We start from the raw sequence: 15,752 nt of genomic DNA, 5'->3' as shown, positions 1-15,752 counted from the left end.
GCGCAGATGGGGTGCGGTAACTAAGTACACACAACCCGCGGGTAATCAGCCCCGCTGCCAGAGCGCGTAGTGCACCTGGCCGGTCTTCTTCTCGCGGTGCAGGCGCCAGTTGCCTGGCAGCTGCAAGGTCGAGGGTGCCGCTTCGCTTTCTGTGTAGACCCATGCCTGCTCGCTCAACCACTGATGCTGCTCCAGCATGTTGCAGGTGTTGGCCAGTAAGTCCTGGTGGAACGGCGGGTCGAGAAACACGACATCGAACTGCTGCTTGGCCGGGCCTTGCAGGTAGCGCAGGGCGTCGGTTTGCAGAATTTGCCCGCGAGGACAGCGCAGGATTTCGAGGTTGTTCTTCAGGTTGGCGATGGCCGCAGGGTTGCTGTCCAGCGCCACGGCATCCTCGGCCCCACGGGACAGGGCTTCGAGCACCAAGGCACCGCTGCCGGTGAAGGCGTCCAGCACGCGGGCGCCCTCGATGTAGGGTGCCAGCCAGTTGAATACGGTTTCCCGTACGCGGTCAGGCGTTGGCCGCAGGCCTTCGCCTTCCGGCACCGCCAGGCGGCGGCTGCGCCACTCGCCGGCGATGATGCGCAGGTGGCCCTGGCCCTTGCTTTGGCCCGCTTGCGGGCGGGCGGGAGGGGTGGATCTTGGCATTAGTGCTCCGGTACCCCGAGCGGTTGCTCGGAGGGCTTGTCAGTGGGTGCTGGCAGCGGTTTTTGTGGCACTTTCGGGCCAACGGTGACGATCACCAGTTTATCGGCTGACAGGTGTTTGTTCATGGCTGCCTTGACCTGTTCGACGGTAAGGGCCTGGGACTGTTGCATGAAGTCCTCTAGCCAGGTCAGCGGCAAGTTGTAGAAGCCGATCGCGCCCAGTTGGCCGACGATGCTGGCATTACTGGCATTGGACAGCGGGAAGCTGCCGGCCAGCTCGCGCTTGGCATCGTCCAGTTCCTGTTGGGTAGGGCCCGTCTTCAGGTAGTCGGCGAGAATGCCTTGCACCAGCTTGAGCGTACCTTCGCTGAGCTCGGCACGGGTTTGCAGGTTGATCATGAACGGACCGCGTACCTGCATCGGGCTGAATACCGAGTAAACGCCGTAGGTCAGGCCACGCTTCTCTCGCACCTCGCTCATCAGCCGGGTACCGAAGGCGCCACCCCCAAGGATCTGGTTGCCCAGCGACAGGGCTGGCCAGTCCGGGTCCTGGCGGTCGATCCCCAGTTCGGCCAGCATCAGGTGGGTCTGCTTGGACGGGAAGTCGATGTGGGTCAGGCCGGCCTTGGCGTCTGTGGGTTGGGCCGGTGCGGCCAGCGCAGGGCCCTTGGGCAGGCCGGCAGACACCTGGGCGGCGATGGCTTCGGCCTCTGCACGGCTGAGGTCGCCGACGAGGGCGATTACCGCATTGCCGCCGGTATAGGCCTTGGCGTGGAACGCGCGCAGCTGGGCAAGGCTTATGCCCGTGATGCTCTCTGCGGTGCCGTCGCTTGGGTGGGCGTAGGGGTGGTCGCCATAGAGCTTGCCGAAAAGGGCCTTGCCGGCGATCTTGCCGGGGTTTTGTTTCTCATATTCGAAGCCAGCCAGCATCTGGTTCTTGATGCGCTTGAGGGCATCCTCGGGGAATGTTGGCTTGCCCGCCACCTCTGTAAACAGTTTGAGGGCCGGTTCGCGCTTGTCCTTGGCACTGAGACTGCGCAGCGATGCGACGGCCATGTCGCGGTAGGAACCGTTGCCAAAGTCTGCGCCCAGGCCTTCGAAGCCCTCGGCGATGGCGCTGACGTCCTTGCCGGCCACGCCCTCGTTGAGCATGGCGTTGGTCAGAGCGGCCAGGCCTGGCGTGCCGCCGTCCTGGCTGCTGCCGGCAGCGAAGGTGACGCGCAGGTCGAACATGGGCAGTTCGCGGGCCTCGACGAACAGCACCCGGGCACCTTCGGCGGTGTTCCAGTGCTGGATGTTCAGCTGACGCCGGCTGGGTGCCTTGCCATTCAGTTCGGCCAGCGACTGCAAGGTGTTGGCCGGGCGGGCTGCGCTGCTGTCGGCCTTGGCAGCGTTATCGGCCATGGCCGGAGCGGCCAGCACTGCCGCCAGCGCCAGGGCACGAATGCCCGTGGCCAGCAGGGTTGGGCGTGGTGCGCGGCGATCACTCATGGGCGGACTCCTCGGGCAGTACATGGGCAACGCTCAGGCGTTCGCGGGTGAAGTAGGTGCGCGCGGCGTTCTGGATGTCCTGCGGGTTGACGCGCTTGAGCTCGTCCAGTTCGCTGTCGATCAGCTTCCAGGACAGGCCGACGGTTTCCAGCTGGCCGATGGTGGTGGCCTGGCTGCTGATGGAGTCGCGGTCGTAGACCAGGCCGGCGATGACCTGAGCGCGTACGCGTTCCAGCTCTTCGGCGCTGGGCGGCGTGCTCTTGAGTTCTTCAAGCAGCTGCCAGATGCCTTTCTCGACGTCGGCGAGGGTTTTCTGCTTCTGCACATTCGGCGTCGCCGAGATCAGGAACAGGCTGTCGCCGCGGGTGAAGGCGTTGTAGCTGGACGACGCGCCGGCCACCAGTTCCTGGCCACGCTCCAGGCGGGCCGGCATGCGGGCGCTGTAGCCGCCGTCGAGCAGTGCCGAGATCAGGCGCAGGGCATGTACCGTCCGAGGGTCCTTGGCGGTGGGCAGGCCGGGCACGTTGAAGCCGTAGATCAGGCTTGGCAGCTGGGTTCGTACGTGCAGGGTCAACTGGCGCCAACCAGGTTCGGCCAGTTCCAGTGGCAGCTTGGCTGGCGGTACGGCGCGTTTGGGAATATTGCCGAAATACTTCTGCGCCAGGCCCTTGACCTCGGCGGCGGTGACATCACCGACCACCACCAGGGTGGCGTTGTTGGGGGCGTACCAGGACTCGTACCAGTGGCGCAGTTCCTCAACTTTCATGCGCTCCAGGTCGGCCATCCAGCCAATGGTCGGCGTGTGGTAGCCGCTGGCCGGGTAGGCCATGGCGCGGAACAGCTCGAATGCCTTGGCATTGGGCTGGTCGTCGGTGCGCAGGCGGCGTTCTTCCTTGATGACCTCGATTTCGCGGCTGAACTCGTCGGCAGGCAGGCGCAGGCTGGCCAGGCGGTCCGCCTCCAGTTCCAGGGCTACCGGCAGGCGGTCGCGGGCCAGCACTTGGTAATAGGCGGTGTAGTCGTCGCTGGTAAAGGCGTTTTCATCGGCGCCGAGGTCACGCAGAATGCGCGAGGCCTCGCCGGGGCCGACCTTGGCGCTGCCCTTGAACATCATGTGTTCCAGCGCATGGGACAAGCCGGTCTGGCCCGGGGTCTCGTAGCTGGAGCCGACCTTGTACCAGATCTGCGAGACCACCACCGGGGCGCGATGGTCTTCGCGGACCACGACCTTCAGGCCATTGTCGAGGATGAATTCGTGGGTGGGTTGCACATCGGCGGCAAAGGCCGCGAGCGGCAGGCAGAGCGTGCCGAGCAACAGGCCAGCGGCGCGGCGGGCTAGAGCGTTCATACGGTGTTTAACCTGTTCGGCGGCCCGCTGGGTTTAGCGTCGGCGGGCCAGGAGGTGCTAGGATACTGATCCGGTTGCCTGGCGACCATGCCTGTCGCCGTTCTGGCCCACAGGACACTAAGTCAAAACATTGCGCATGAACCAGCCGGCTTCAAGATAGTCTGTTCTGCGTAGAGAGAATTCCCGATTGGCCATAGCTGGCCTATCGCTACCCTGAGATAGCCGTCTTCCATGTTTGGTTCCAACGACGACAAAAAAGCGCCGGCCGAGGCTGGTGAGAAGAAAGGCCTGTTCAGCTGGTTTCGCAAGAAGCCGCAGCCACCTGCGGGAGCGGGCGTGCCCGCGCATGAACCCCCCGCTGTCGAGCAGTCTGCAGCCGCTCCGGTCGAGGGATCTGCCGCCGAAGCGCCACAGGCCCCCGAACCCGTTCAGGCCCCTGCTGCCCCACAGCTGGCTGAGCCGCAGCCGGACGCCGCACCGGCCCGGCCCCCGGTAGTCGAGGCCCCCGTCCCTGAACCGGTGGCGTCCCAGCCATTGCAGGCGCCTGAGCCAGAGCCGGTTGCGTCCATGCCCTTGCAGGCGGCCCCTGTCGAGTCTGCCCCTGTCGAGACCGCAGCGCCGGTCAGCAACCTGGTGCTGCCGGTTGCCGAAGAGCCCGTGGCCCTGGTGCCGGACCTGGAGCCGAAGGCACCGCCCGCAATCCCGGAACGCGCGGTACCCGCCCCGGCGGCGCCTGTTGCTGCACCCGTCGAACAGGCCAAGCCCGGCTTCTTCGCGCGCCTCAAGCAAGGCCTGTCCAAGACCAGTGCCAGCATCGGCGAGGGCATGGCCAGCCTGTTCCTCGGCAAGAAGGTCATCGACGACGACCTGCTCGATGAAATCGAGACGCGCCTGCTGACTGCCGACGTGGGTGTGGAGGCTACCTCGGCCATTGTCCAGAACCTGACCCAGAAGGTCGCGCGCAAGCAGTTGGCCGATGCCGATGCCCTGTACAAATCGTTGCAGGAAGAACTGGCTGCGCTGCTGCGCCCGGTCGAGCAGCCGCTGAAGGTACAGGCCCAGAACAAACCCTATGTGATCCTTGTGGTTGGCGTGAACGGCGCCGGCAAGACCACCACCATTGGCAAACTGGCGAAAAAGCTGCAACTGGAAGGCAAGAAGGTCATGCTGGCTGCCGGTGATACCTTCCGCGCCGCCGCGGTCGAGCAGTTGCAGGTGTGGGGCGAGCGTAACCAGATTCCGGTGATCGCCCAGCACACGGGTGCCGACTCTGCTTCGGTCATCTTCGATGCCGTGCAGGCCGCCAAGGCCCGTGGCGTCGACGTGCTGATCGCCGACACTGCCGGCCGCCTGCACACCAAAGACAACCTGATGGAAGAGCTGAAGAAGGTCCGCCGGGTCATCGGCAAGCTCGACGTTGAGGCGCCGCACGAGGTGCTGCTGGTGCTTGACGCCGGCACCGGCCAGAACGCCATCAGTCAGGCCAAGTACTTCAACCAGAGCGTCGAGCTGACCGGCCTGGCCCTGACCAAGCTGGACGGCACTGCCAAGGGCGGGGTGATCTTCGCCCTGGCCAAGCAGTTCAACATCCCGATCCGTTTCATCGGCGTCGGTGAAGGCATCGACGACCTGCGTACCTTCGAAGCCGAGCCGTTCGTCAAGGCTCTGTTCGCCGAGCGAGATTGACCATGATCCGATTCGAGCAGGTTGCCAAGCGCTATCCCAACGGTCATGTGGGGTTGCATGAGCTGAGTTTCCGGGCGCGCCGGGGCGAATTCCTGTTCGTCACCGGCCACTCCGGCGCAGGCAAGAGCACCCTGCTGCGCCTGTTGCTGGCCATGGAGCGCCCGACCAGCGGCAAGCTGATGCTGGCCGGGCAGGACCTTGGCCAGATCAGCAATGCGCAAATCCCGTTCCTGCGCCGGCAAATCGGCGTGGTGTTCCAGAACCACCAGTTGTTGTTCGACCGCACCGTGTTCAACAACATTGCCTTGCCGCTGCAGATTCTCGGCCTGTCCAAGGTCGAGATCGCCAAGCGCGTGGACTCGGCGCTGGAGCGCGTGTCGCTGTCCGACAAGGGCGAGCTGTTTCCGGCCGACCTTTCCACCGGGCAGCAACAGCGGGTGGGTATCGCCCGCGCCATTGTTCACCAGCCGGCTCTGCTGCTGGCCGACGAACCCACCGGTAACCTCGACCCGCGCCTGGCTGCAGAGATCATGGGCGTGTTTGAGGACATCAACCGCCTGGGCACGACGGTATTGATCGCCAGCCACGACCTGGCACTGATCGCGCGCATGCGCCACCGCATGCTGACCTTGCAACGCGGCCGCTTGATCGGCGATGGGGAGGCCGGGCAATGAACACTACACGCACGCCGAAGGTTTCCGAGCGGGTCGCACCGAAACCGGCCGATCCGCAACCTGCGAAGAAAAAGCGCGGTGAAGACGATGATGGCCCGGACTTCCGCACCCTGCTGCATGCCTGGCTGGAAAGCCACCGTGCCAGCTTGGCCGACAGCCTGCGCCGCCTGGGCAAGCAGCCGATCGGCAGCTTCTTCACTTGCCTGGTCATGGCAGTGGCGCTGAGCATGCCGATGGGCCTGTCCTTGTTGCTGAAGAACGTCGAGCAGCTTGGCGGTTCTTGGCAGCGCGCTGCGCAGATTTCGCTGTACCTCAAGCTTGATGCCGGCAGCCGCGATGGCGAAGCGCTGCGCGACGAGATCAAGGGCATGCCTGGCGTGGCGGACGCCCAGTATGTAAGCCGCGAGCAGGCCCTGGAGGAGTTCCAGCAGCAGTCCGGCCTGGGCGAGGCCTTGCGCGAACTGCCAGACAACCCATTGCCGGGTGTGGTGGTGGTAACCCCGACCGAGGTCGACAAGCCGGCCCTGGACGCCTTGCGTCAGCGCCTGGCGGAGCTGCCGCGGGTGGACGTGGCGCAACTGGACCTGGTCTGGGTCGAGCGCCTGGCAGCCATCCTCAAGCTGGGTGACCGCTTCGTCTTCGGCCTGGCCGTAATGCTGATTTCTGCCCTGCTGTTAGTAATCGGTAACACAATTCGTCTACACATTGAAAACCGTCGTATCGAGATCGAAGTGATCAAGCTGGTCGGCGGCACCGACGCCTACGTGCGCCGGCCGTTCCTGTACATGGGCGCCCTGTATGGCCTGGGCGCAGGCCTGCTGGCGTGGGGCATCCTGGCGTTTGGCCTGAACTGGCTGAACGAGGCGGTGGTAGGGCTTTCCGGGCTGTATGGCAGTGACTTCGCCCTGGGCGGCGTTCCGGCTTCCGATGGTCTGTCGCTCTTGATCGGAGCAGTGTTGTTGGGGTATATCGGTGCATGGATTGCAGTCGCCCGCCACTTGAACGAGCTGGCGCCGCGATAGTTTTTACGTGCCAGCATTGACATTTTCTTCACTGCGGAACTTGTACCGTCGTTCCAGGTCAATGTTGGCAGCGCCCACAAGGTGCGAGTTTTGTAAGTCGGAGGTTCTTGAATGACCACATCGTTGCAACCTGCCTATGCCCTGGTACCCGGTGCAAACCTGGAAGCCTATGTGCACACGGTCAACAGCATCCCGCTGCTGACGGTCGAGCAGGAGCGTGATCTGGGCGAGCGTCTCTATTATGAGCAGGATGTCGAGGCCGCTCGTCAGATGGTGATGGCCCACCTGCGTTTCGTCGTACATATCGCCCGTAGTTATGCCGGCTACGGGTTGGCCCAGGCTGACCTGATCCAGGAAGGCAATGTCGGCCTGATGAAAGCCGTCAAGCGCTTCAACCCTGAAATGGGCGTGCGCCTGGTGTCGTTCGCTGTGCACTGGATCAAGGCAGAGATCCACGAGTTCATTCTGCGCAACTGGCGCATCGTCAAAGTGGCTACCACCAAGGCTCAGCGCAAGCTGTTCTTCAACCTGCGTAGCCAGAAGAAGCGCCTGGCGTGGCTGAACAACGACGAAGTGCATCGCGTGGCGGAAAGCCTTGGCGTCGAGCCGCGCGAAGTGCGCGAGATGGAAAGCCGCCTCAGCGGCCAGGACATGGCCTTCGATCCGGCAGCGGAAGCTGACGACGACAGCGCCTTCCAGTCGCCTGCGCATTACCTGGAAGACCACCGTTACGATCCAGCGGTGCAGTTGGAGGATGCCGACTGGAGTGACAACTCCACCAGCAACCTGCACGAAGCGCTGCAAGGTCTGGACGAGCGTAGCCGCGACATTCTCTATCAGCGTTGGCTGGCGGAAGAGAAGGCCACCCTGCATGAACTGGCAGACAAGTACAGCGTATCGGCTGAACGTATTCGCCAGCTGGAAAAGAATGCGATGAACAAGGTCAAGGCACTGATTTCTGCCTGATCGAGTCTGGGTTGTAAAGAAAAGCCGCTGGCCCTATGGGGTGAGCGGCTTTTTTTGTTTGTGCTGGCTTCGCCGGCCTCTTCGCGGGTAAACCCGCTCCTACAGGGGATGCGGTTGCCTGTAGGCGCGGGTTTGCCCGCGAGGAGGCTGGGGGATGCGGTTGCCCGTAGGCGCGGGTTTGCCCGCGAGGAGGCCGGGGATGCGGTTGCCCGTAGGAGCGGGTTTACCCGCGAAAGGGCCGGGCCTGCATTCAAAGCTTTCTGGATGAGTCCAGCTGCATCAGGTAGCTGGGCCCGCCCAACTGGCTCATCTGCCGGCGAATCCAGCCGGCCCGGCTGGCCACGTAGGCACTCGGCCGGCTGGCACTCCATTTGATTGGGCTAGGCAGCACCGCAGCCAGCTGCGCCGCCTGCTGGCGGCTGAGCCGGCTGGCGTCGACACCAAAGTGATAACGCGCCGCCGCCTGGGCACCAAACACGCCCTTGCCCCACTCGGCGCTGTTCAAATAGACCTCGAGAATCCGCTCCTTCGACCAGAACAGCTCAATCAGTGCGGTGAACCAGGCCTCCAGCCCCTTGCGAAACCAGCTGCGGCCTGACCACAGAAACAGGTTCTTGGCCACTTGTTGGGTCAGGGTGCTGGCGCCGCGAATGTTGCCACCGCGTTCGTTGTGGGCCAGCGCCGCCTGAATGGCCGGGAGGTCGAAGCCCCAGTGGTTGGCGAACTTCTGGTCCTCGCCAGCAATGACTGCAACCTTGAGCTCATCGGAGATGTTCTCCCAAGGCTCCCAGTCGCGCTGCAGGTCGATCGGTTCACCATTCACCCAAGACTGTACCTTGCGCTCGACCATCAGCGCCGTGCCGGGCGGTGGTACCCAGCGGAACACCAGCACCAGCACGATGCTGCCGGCAACGAACCAGAGCAGGGCGCGGGAGAGGCGACGGATAAGCGTTGACAGCATGTCGATGGCTTGGCCCTAAGGGTGGAAGGGGCCATTATACAGACCCGATACAAGGAGTCGTCCCATGCTTCGCAGCTTCCTGATGCTTGCCGCCTTTTTTGGCTTTACCGGTGTCGCCCTGGGCGCCTTCGCCGCTCATGGCCTGAAAAACCGGCTGACGGCTGACTACCTGGCAATCTTCCATACCGGCGTGACTTACCAGCTGGTCCATGCCTTGGCGATCTTCGGCGTTGCGGTGCTCTCGGCGCACCTGCCCGGGCGCCTGGTCGGGTGGGCTGGCGGCCTGTTTGCGTTGGGCATCGTGCTGTTCTCCGGCAGCCTGTACCTGCTGACCCTCAGTGGCCTTGGCAAGCTTGGCATCATCACCCCGATGGGTGGCTTGTGCTTCCTTGTCGGCTGGCTGTGCCTGGGCCTGGCAGCCTGGCGGCTGGGCTGACCGAGTGGTCCACAATCACGACTAATGGCGCGCACCGCCCTTGGGTTGCAGGGCGGTTCGGCGCTAGAATGCTGGCCCCAAAGAACAATGGTGGCCGTGCGCATGCGCATTAAATTGAACGGTGAACCTTACGAACTGCCTGCCGGCGAAAGCGTTGCAGCCCTGCTGGCGCGCCTGGAACTGACCGGGCGCCGTGTTGCAGTGGAACTGAACCTGGATATCGTGCCGCGTAGCCAGCACGACAGCACGCTGCTGAATGACGGCGACCAGGTCGAAGTGGTCCACGCCATCGGTGGCGGCTGACAGCAGCCCGGCGGTTCACAAGCAAGCCCTGCAACCTTTTCCCGAGGAACAACGATGAGCAACGTTCGTAGCGACAAGCCCTTCACCCTGGCCGGGCGTACTTTCCAGTCGCGCCTGCTGGTCGGTACCGGCAAGTACCGTGACATGGAAGAAACCCGCCTGGCCACCGAGGCCTCGGGTGCCGAAATCGTCACCGTCGCTGTGCGCCGCACCAACCTTGGCCAGAACGCGGGCGAGCCGAACCTGCTCGATGTACTGTCGCCCGACAAGTACACCATCCTGCCGAACACTGCAGGCTGCTTTGACGCGGTGGAAGCGGTACGCACTTGCCGTCTGGCCCGCGAACTGCTCGATGGGCGCAAATCGCACGAGTCCCGGACGCTGGTGAAGCTGGAAGTGCTGGCCGACCAGAAAACCCTGTTCCCCAACGTGATCGAAACCCTCAAGGCCGCCGAAGTGCTGGTCAAGGAAGGTTTCGACGTCATGGTCTACACCAGCGACGACCCGATCATCGCCCGTCAGCTGGCCGAAGTCGGCTGCATCGCGGTCATGCCGCTGGCTGGCCTGATTGGCACCGGCCTGGGTATCTGCAACCCCTACAACCTGCAGATCATCCTGGAAGAATCCAAGGTGCCGGTGCTGGTCGATGCTGGCGTGGGTACCGCATCCGACGCCACCATCGCCATGGAAATGGGCTGTGAGGCAGTACTGATGAACTCGGCCATCGCCCACGCCCAGCAGCCGGTGCTGATGGCCGAGGCCATGAAACACGCCATTGTCGCGGGTCGCATGGCCTACCTGGCCGGTCGTATGCCGAAGAAACTCTATGCCAGCGCCTCCTCGCCGCTGGATGGTCTGATCAAGTAAGAGCAACTGATGACTGAATCGCACGATACGCCGATCACCCCCGACGGCGAAGCCCGCCCACACCGCCGCATCAAGAGCTTCGTGATGCGTGCCGGGCGCATGACCGAAGGCCAGCAACGCGGCCTGGACCAAGGCGGCCCGCTGTACATCCTGCCACTGGCTGACAGCCCGGTGGACTACGACCAGGTGTTCGGCCGTTCGGCCCCGCGCACCTTGGAGATCGGCTTCGGTATGGGCCATTCCCTGCTGGAAATGGCCGCTGCTGCACCTGAGCAGGACTTCATCGGTGTGGAAGTGCACCGCCCGGGTGTTGGCGCGCTGCTCAATGGCGTGCTGACCCAGGGGCTGAAAAACCTGCGGGTGTATGACTGCGATGCTATCGAAGTGCTGAACCGCTGCGTGGCGGATAACAGCCTTGATCGGCTGATGCTGTTCTTCCCAGACCCATGGCACAAGGCGCGTCACCACAAGCGCCGCATCGTCCAGCTGGAGTTCGCCGAGCTGGTACGTCGCAAGCTCAAGCCTGGTGGTGTGTTCCACATGGCCACCGATTGGGAGCCGTATGCCGAGTACATGCTGGAAGTGATGAGCGCAGCTCCTGGCTATCGCAACCGTGCGGCAGACGGCACCTATGTGCCGCGCCCCGAAGAGCGCCCGATCACCAAGTTCGAACGCCGCGGTGAGCGGCTGGGGCACGGGGTGTGGGACTTGAAGTTCGAGAAGGTCGATTGAGCGGCTGATACGGCTTCTCGATGTGCCGATGCTTGCAGGAATGCAGGCGAAAAAAACCGCCTTGAGAAGGGCGGTTTTTTCTTTGTAGGAGTGGGTTCACCCGCGAATACGGTAGTGGCGGCAACGGTGAACGGCGGGTGGAGATTGGCCAGCACGGCCGGCCCTTTCGCGGGTGAACCCGCTCCTACAAGGGCCCGGGGCCATTGGGTCAGCCTCGGCGATCCGCCACCACGCCAATCAATACCAGCACCACCAGCAACACAGGCGCCAACGCATAGTTGTTGAACTGGCTGAGCCCCTTCACCACCCACGGTGTGGCATAGATCAGCGCAGCACCGCTACCGATCATGACCATCAGCGCCATGAACGGCACGCGCAGGGCGCCCGCGAGGCCGCCCAGGCGCTGCTCGGCCCAGGCTTTGACATCAGTGCCGAACAGCACCAGCAGGCAGCCTACCAAGGCCAGTGAAATCTCCGACAGGTTGCTGCGGCTCCAGCGGGAAACCGTCGCGAGCAGATCAAGTACCAGATCCATGGGTCATCCTTAGGTCAAGAAATACTGCAGCAGGTCATTGAGGAACAACTGGCCCCTCGGCGTGGCTACCAGTCGATCCGGTTCGACCTGCAAAAGGCCCTTTTGTTCGGCGGCACGGCGTGCTTCCTGCAGCTGTGACAGCGGCAAGCCGGTGCGTTGGGTGAACAGTTCGGCTTCCACGCCATCGGTCAGGCGCAGGGCGTTCATCAGGAACTCGAACGGCAGTTCATCGACTGGCAGCAGCTTCTCGCCGGCCTTGAACGGCTTGGCCAGGTTCAGGTAATCCTTGGGCAGGCGGGTCTTCCAGGTACGCAGGATGCGCCCGTCGGCAAAGGTGAGCTTGCCGTGAGCGCCAGCGCCAATGCCGATGAAGTCACCGAAGCGCCAGTAGTTGAGGTTGTGCCGGGCGGCGCGGCCTGCCTGGGCGTAGGCCGATACCTCGTACTGGCGGTAGCCGTGCTCGGCCATCAGCGCTTGGCCGGCTTCCTGAATATCCCAGAGGATGTCGTCTTCGGGCAGCTCTGGCGGCTGGTTCCAGAACACCGTGTTCGGCTCCACGGTCAGCTGATACCACGACAGGTGGGTCGGCCCCAGATCGATGGCCTGGCGCAGGTCACCCAGCGCATCGTCCAGCGACTGGTCGGGCAGGCCGTGCATCAGGTCCATGTTGAAATTGTCGAAACCGGCCGCGCGCGCCATGTCGGCGGCCCGAACCGCTTCGTCGCCATTGTGGATGCGCCCCAGTGCCTCCAGCTTGGCTGGCTGGAAGCTCTGCACGCCGATCGAAAGACGGTTGATACCGGTCTGCCGGTAGGCCTTGAACTTGTCCTGCTCGAAGGTGCCCGGGTTGGCTTCGAGGGTGATCTCGATGTCTGGCGCGAACGGAATACGTTGCTCTATGCCACGCAGTAGCCGGCCAAGGGCGTTGGCACTGAACAGGCTTGGCGTACCGCCACCGAAGAAGATCGAGCTGATCGGGCGACCTTGTACGGCAGCCAGTTCCTGGTCGAGGTCGTCGAGCAGGGCTGTGACGTAGGCATCTTCCGGTAGTTCAGGCCCGGCTGCGTGGGAGTTGAAGTCGCAATAAGGGCATTTGCGTACGCACCACGGAATGTGGATGTACAGCGCCAGCGGCGGCAGGCTGCTAAAGCCTGCCGCGCCGGGGGGCGACAGCATTTCGATCATGCCAGGCCCAGACGTTTGCGCAGCAGGGCCATGGCACGGGCGCGGTGGCTGAGCTGGTTCTTGTCTGCTGGGGCTAGATCGGCGCTGGAGCAGTTGCGCTCCGGTACCCAGAACAGCGGGTCGTAGCCAAAGCCCTGCTCGCCGCTGGCCTCGAACAGGATGCGCCCGTGCCACAGGCCTTCGCACAGGATCGGCAATGGGTCGTCGGCGTGGCGCACCAGCGCCAGAACGCAGACGAACTGTGCACTGCGCTCAGCTTCAGGCACGTCTTTCAAGGCTTCGAGCAGCTTGGCATTGTTTGCCGCGTCACCTTTGCCGTCGGCATAACGCGCCGAGTAGATGCCCGGCGCGCCGCCGAGGAAGTCCACTGCCAGGCCAGAGTCATCGGCCAGGGCCGGCAGGCCGGAAATGCGGGCGGCGTTGCGCGCCTTGAGGATGGCGTTCTCGACGAACGACAGGCCGGTTTCTTCCGGCTCCACCTGGCTGAACTCACCAATCGAGTGCAGTTGCACGGAATGGCCGAGCATGGCCTGGAGTTCCTTCAGTTTGCCGGCATTGTGGCTGGCCAATACGAGTTGCTGGAAATTCATCATTCGCCTGGGAACACTTCCTGGTTGAAGCGGAGAGAGTTGCTGATGCCGCCGGTTTCGATGGTCAGGTCGAAGGTGACGGTTTCTGGTTGTTCGATCTTGAACTGGGCGATGTAGTACACCGCGCCCGGTTCGGTAATCTGCTTGAACGACAGCGGGCTGATGCGCCCGGTCAGGTCTCTGACCTTACCGCTGACCAGTGCTGGGGTGGGCTTGCCGGCCTTGAGCACGGTAATGTTGAGCACGCCCTGGTTCTTGCTGCGCACCAGGCCGGTGGCCGCGGCCACCTCGGGTGGGAGCATGCTCGAGGTGAATGCGCTGTAGTGCACCGTCACGTCGCCAAATACCTCCTTGCGCTCGGGGCGTGCGGCATCGGCAGCCAATACTGGCAGGGCCAGGCACAGGCTGATCAGGAACAGGGCTAGGCGACGCATGGTGCGATTCCTCCGGTGGGCGTCAGACCGCGAGCTGATGCTCTTGCAGGCCCGGACTGCTGACGCGGTAGATGCCGATCTCACCTAGAAGATTAGGCCATAGCCGGCCACCCCACCCGTTGCGGTGCAAGTGGTCGACCGCCAGGCGGTCGAGTACCTTGGCTCGGCGTTCGTGCACAAGTTCTTCGAAGTCGGCGAAGGTGCAGAAGTGGATGTTCGGCGTGTTGTACCAGGTATACGGCATGAAGTCCGATACCGGCATGCGGCCTTTGGTCGCCAGGTACCAGCGGCAGCGCCAGTGGCCGAAGTTCGGGAAGGTGATGATGCACTGACGGCCTACTCGCAGCATTTCGTCGAGGATGCGGTCGGGGTATTCCACGGCCTGCAGGGCTTGGGTCATGATCACCACGTCGAAGCTGTTGCTGGCGAAGTTGCCCAGGCCTTTGTCCAGGTCCTGTTCGATGACGTTGACGCCCTTGGCCACGCAGGCGGCGATATTGTCGGCGTCGATTTCCAGGCCGTAGCCGGTGACCTGTTTGCGGTCACGCAGCGAGGCCAGCAGTTCGCCGCTACCGCAGCCCAGGTCGAGTACCCGGCTGCCGGCGGGGATCCAGTCGTGGATGATTTCCAGATCGGCTCTCATGCTGTCCTCAGATGGCAATGCGGTTCATGTAGTTCGAGAAACCCTGCATGTAGCGAGGTGTGGGGATCAGGAAGGCATCGTGCCCGTAGGGCGAATCGATCTCCAGGTAGCAGACGTTCTTGCGCGCGGCCATCAGCGCGTCGACAATCTCGCGCGAACGGGCCGGAGAGAAGCGCCAGTCGGTGGTGAACGACATGATGCAGTAGTCTGCCTTGACGTGGGCCAGGGTGGCGGCCAGATCACCACCGTGCGTGGCGGCCGGGTCGAAATAGTCCAGTGCCTTGGTCATCAGCAGGTAGGTGTTGGCGTCGAAACGGCCGGAAAACTCCTCGCCCTGATAGCGCAGGTAGCTTTCGACCTGGAACTCGACGCTGTGGAAGTCGTAGTTGAGCTTGTCGCTTTTCAGCTCTCGGCCGAATTTTTCACCCATCGAATCATCGGACAGATAGGTAATGTGGCCGACCATGCGTGCCAGCATCAGGCCGCGCTTGGGGATCACGCCCTGGTCCTGGAACGAGCCTCCATGGAACTCGGGGTCGGTAAGAATGGCCTGACGCGCCACCTCGTTGAAGGCGATGTTCTGCGCCGACAGCTTGGGTGCCGAGGCGATGTCGACGCAGTGGCGTACGCGTTCGGGGTAGGTCATCGTCCATTGCAGCGCCTGCATGCCCCCCAGGCTACCGCCGACGATAGCTGCCCACTGCTGGATGCCCAGGCGGTCGGCCAGCCGTGCCTGGCTGTGCACCCAGTCTTCCACGGTCAATACCGGGAACTCGGCGCCATATGGCTTGCCGGTGGCCGGGTTGACACTGCTGGGGCCGGTGCTGCCGTTGCAGCCGCCGAGGTTGTTCAGGCTGACCACGAAGAAGCGGTTGGTGTCGATCGGTTTGCCAGGGCCGATGCAGCTGTCCCACCAGCCCGGCTTGCGGTCGGTGGCGGCATGGTAGCCAGCGGCATGGTGGTGGCCGGACAGGGCATGGCAGATCAGCACGGCGTTGCTCGCGCTGGCGTTCAGGGTGCCATAGGTCTCGTAGACCAGTTCGTAACTGGCCAGTGAACGGCCACAGGCCAGTGCCAGCGGTTCATCGAACCGGGCGGTTTGCGGTACTACCAGACCGACGGAATCTTCGGGAAAGACAGTTGACATCGACCCTGCTCACGCTTGACGGAGGCGTAAGTCTAAAGAGCGCTACCCCCAGCGGCAAGCAAAGGCTTGCGACTGGGGGCACGCT

General features: G+C 63.5%; 17 protein-coding genes and 1 pseudogene. 8 read left to right on the top strand and 10 right to left on the bottom strand.

The features are described from left to right. Positions 1-45: 45 nt before the first annotated feature. From rsmD to I8746_RS01735, 3 genes are read right to left on the bottom strand one after another with little or no spacing between them, the layout of a single operon-like run. The gene (gene rsmD, locus I8746_RS01745) at positions 46-648 is read right to left on the bottom strand and encodes a 16S rRNA (guanine(966)-N(2))-methyltransferase RsmD (RefSeq protein ID WP_003249075.1); all 603 of its coding nucleotides are present in this window, start codon (positions 646-648) and stop codon (positions 46-48) included. Continuing rightward, the gene (locus tag I8746_RS01740) at positions 648-2,138 is read right to left on the bottom strand and encodes a pitrilysin family protein (protein WP_012053967.1); all 1,491 of its coding nucleotides are present in this window, start codon (positions 2,136-2,138) and stop codon (positions 648-650) included. The genes rsmD and I8746_RS01740 overlap by 1 nt, the downstream gene beginning before the upstream one ends. Beyond that, complete coding sequence (locus tag I8746_RS01735) at positions 2,131-3,486, bottom strand: pitrilysin family protein (protein WP_012053966.1); 1,356 nt, start codon at positions 3,484-3,486, stop codon at positions 2,131-2,133. The genes I8746_RS01740 and I8746_RS01735 overlap by 8 nt, the downstream gene beginning before the upstream one ends. Positions 3,487-3,717: 231 nt before the next feature. Here I8746_RS01735 and ftsY point away from each other — a divergent pair, with 231 nt between their 5' ends. The 4 genes from ftsY to rpoH all read left to right on the top strand — a co-directional run bounded on the left by ftsY (position 3,718) and on the right by rpoH (position 7,834). Then, complete coding sequence (gene ftsY / locus I8746_RS01730; protein WP_088512580.1) at positions 3,718-5,172, top strand: signal recognition particle-docking protein FtsY; 1,455 nt, start codon at positions 3,718-3,720, stop codon at positions 5,170-5,172. Positions 5,173-5,174: 2 nt separating this feature from the next. Further along, positions 5,175-5,846, top strand: coding sequence for a cell division ATP-binding protein FtsE (gene ftsE, locus I8746_RS01725; protein WP_003249079.1), 672 nt, complete (start codon positions 5,175-5,177; stop codon positions 5,844-5,846). Continuing rightward, the gene (gene ftsX / locus I8746_RS01720; RefSeq protein WP_003249081.1) at positions 5,843-6,868 is read left to right on the top strand and encodes a permease-like cell division protein FtsX; all 1,026 of its coding nucleotides are present in this window, start codon (positions 5,843-5,845) and stop codon (positions 6,866-6,868) included. Before ftsE ends, ftsX begins: the two co-directional genes overlap by 4 nt. Positions 6,869-6,979: 111 nt before the next feature. Beyond that, on the top strand, positions 6,980-7,834 hold the full coding sequence (gene rpoH / locus I8746_RS01715) for an RNA polymerase sigma factor RpoH (RefSeq protein ID WP_012053964.1): 855 nt from the start codon (positions 6,980-6,982) through the stop codon (positions 7,832-7,834). Positions 7,835-8,084: 250 nt separating this feature from the next. Here the strand turns inward: rpoH and mtgA are convergent. Then, positions 8,085-8,830, bottom strand: a pseudogene (gene mtgA, locus I8746_RS01710) (monofunctional biosynthetic peptidoglycan transglycosylase). A gap of 29 nt (positions 8,831-8,859) precedes the next feature. Between mtgA and I8746_RS01705 the strand changes: the two are divergent. The 4 genes from I8746_RS01705 (at position 8,860) to trmB (ending at position 11,133) form a co-directional block, all read left to right on the top strand. Continuing rightward, positions 8,860-9,231: a DUF423 domain-containing protein gene (locus tag I8746_RS01705; RefSeq protein WP_003249087.1), complete on the top strand. Its 372-nt coding sequence runs from the start codon at positions 8,860-8,862 to the stop codon at positions 9,229-9,231. 102 nt (positions 9,232-9,333) lie between these two features. After that, positions 9,334-9,534 carry a sulfur carrier protein ThiS gene (thiS, locus tag I8746_RS01700; protein WP_003249090.1) on the top strand — a complete coding sequence of 67 codons (201 nt, stop codon included), beginning with the start codon at positions 9,334-9,336 and terminating at the stop codon, positions 9,532-9,534. 54 nt (positions 9,535-9,588) lie between these two features. Next, positions 9,589-10,401 carry a thiazole synthase gene (locus tag I8746_RS01695; RefSeq protein ID WP_003249091.1) on the top strand — a complete coding sequence of 271 codons (813 nt, stop codon included), beginning with the start codon at positions 9,589-9,591 and terminating at the stop codon, positions 10,399-10,401. A gap of 9 nt (positions 10,402-10,410) precedes the next feature. Next, positions 10,411-11,133, top strand: coding sequence for a tRNA (guanosine(46)-N7)-methyltransferase TrmB (gene trmB / locus I8746_RS01690; RefSeq protein WP_004575478.1), 723 nt, complete (start codon positions 10,411-10,413; stop codon positions 11,131-11,133). Positions 11,134-11,341: 208 nt separating this feature from the next. Here trmB and I8746_RS01685 read toward each other — a convergent pair whose 3' ends face one another. Genes I8746_RS01685 through I8746_RS01660 form a run of 6 tightly spaced genes read right to left on the bottom strand, consistent with a single transcriptional unit; the run spans position 11,342 to position 15,667 of the window. After that, the gene (locus I8746_RS01685) at positions 11,342-11,668 is read right to left on the bottom strand and encodes a DUF3392 domain-containing protein (RefSeq protein ID WP_003249095.1); all 327 of its coding nucleotides are present in this window, start codon (positions 11,666-11,668) and stop codon (positions 11,342-11,344) included. A 9-nt stretch (positions 11,669-11,677) separates the two neighbouring features. Next, entirely contained in the window at positions 11,678-12,853 is a 1,176-nt protein-coding gene (gene hemW / locus I8746_RS01680; RefSeq protein ID WP_003249098.1) for a radical SAM family heme chaperone HemW, read from the bottom strand. Continuing rightward, a complete protein-coding gene (rdgB, locus tag I8746_RS01675; protein WP_003249101.1) occupies positions 12,850-13,446 on the bottom strand; it encodes an RdgB/HAM1 family non-canonical purine NTP pyrophosphatase in 597 nt (198 codons plus the stop codon). Before rdgB ends, hemW begins: the two co-directional genes overlap by 4 nt. Further along, a complete protein-coding gene (locus I8746_RS01670) occupies positions 13,443-13,877 on the bottom strand; it encodes a DUF4426 domain-containing protein (RefSeq protein WP_047603637.1) in 435 nt (144 codons plus the stop codon). Before I8746_RS01670 ends, rdgB begins: the two co-directional genes overlap by 4 nt. Positions 13,878-13,899: 22 nt before the next feature. After that, positions 13,900-14,520 (bottom strand): methionine biosynthesis protein MetW, encoded by a 621-nt coding sequence (gene metW, locus I8746_RS01665; protein WP_003249106.1) that lies wholly within the window; start codon positions 14,518-14,520, stop codon positions 13,900-13,902. Positions 14,521-14,527: 7 nt separating this feature from the next. Further along, positions 14,528-15,667 carry a homoserine O-acetyltransferase gene (locus tag I8746_RS01660; protein WP_003249108.1) on the bottom strand — a complete coding sequence of 380 codons (1,140 nt, stop codon included), beginning with the start codon at positions 15,665-15,667 and terminating at the stop codon, positions 14,528-14,530. Between the last annotated feature and the right edge of the window lie 85 nt (positions 15,668-15,752).

Source organism: Pseudomonas sp. USTB-Z (assembly GCF_019691255.1).
GTDB classification, from domain to species: Bacteria; Pseudomonadota; Gammaproteobacteria; order Pseudomonadales; family Pseudomonadaceae; genus Aquipseudomonas; species Aquipseudomonas alloputida.
This window is presented reverse-complemented; position numbering and strand designations above follow the sequence as displayed.

Coding starts and splice junctions, on each gene's coding strand:
- rsmD (WP_003249075.1), bottom strand. CDS start 648: ATGCCAAGATCCACCCCTCCCGCCCGCCCGCAAGCGGGCCAAAGCAAG.
- I8746_RS01740 (WP_012053967.1), bottom strand. CDS start 2,138: ATGAGTGATCGCCGCGCACCACGCCCAACCCTGCTGGCCACGGGCATT.
- I8746_RS01735 (WP_012053966.1), bottom strand. CDS start 3,486: ATGAACGCTCTAGCCCGCCGCGCCGCTGGCCTGTTGCTCGGCACGCTC.
- ftsY (WP_088512580.1), top strand. CDS start 3,718: ATGTTTGGTTCCAACGACGACAAAAAAGCGCCGGCCGAGGCTGGTGAG.
- ftsE (WP_003249079.1), top strand. CDS start 5,175: ATGATCCGATTCGAGCAGGTTGCCAAGCGCTATCCCAACGGTCATGTG.
- ftsX (WP_003249081.1), top strand. CDS start 5,843: ATGAACACTACACGCACGCCGAAGGTTTCCGAGCGGGTCGCACCGAAA.
- rpoH (WP_012053964.1), top strand. CDS start 6,980: ATGACCACATCGTTGCAACCTGCCTATGCCCTGGTACCCGGTGCAAAC.
- I8746_RS01705 (WP_003249087.1), top strand. CDS start 8,860: ATGCTTCGCAGCTTCCTGATGCTTGCCGCCTTTTTTGGCTTTACCGGT.
- thiS (WP_003249090.1), top strand. CDS start 9,334: ATGCGCATTAAATTGAACGGTGAACCTTACGAACTGCCTGCCGGCGAA.
- I8746_RS01695 (WP_003249091.1), top strand. CDS start 9,589: ATGAGCAACGTTCGTAGCGACAAGCCCTTCACCCTGGCCGGGCGTACT.
- trmB (WP_004575478.1), top strand. CDS start 10,411: ATGACTGAATCGCACGATACGCCGATCACCCCCGACGGCGAAGCCCGC.
- I8746_RS01685 (WP_003249095.1), bottom strand. CDS start 11,668: ATGGATCTGGTACTTGATCTGCTCGCGACGGTTTCCCGCTGGAGCCGC.
- hemW (WP_003249098.1), bottom strand. CDS start 12,853: ATGATCGAAATGCTGTCGCCCCCCGGCGCGGCAGGCTTTAGCAGCCTG.
- rdgB (WP_003249101.1), bottom strand. CDS start 13,446: ATGATGAATTTCCAGCAACTCGTATTGGCCAGCCACAATGCCGGCAAA.
- I8746_RS01670 (WP_047603637.1), bottom strand. CDS start 13,877: ATGCGTCGCCTAGCCCTGTTCCTGATCAGCCTGTGCCTGGCCCTGCCA.
- metW (WP_003249106.1), bottom strand. CDS start 14,520: ATGAGAGCCGATCTGGAAATCATCCACGACTGGATCCCCGCCGGCAGC.
- I8746_RS01660 (WP_003249108.1), bottom strand. CDS start 15,667: ATGTCAACTGTCTTTCCCGAAGATTCCGTCGGTCTGGTAGTACCGCAA.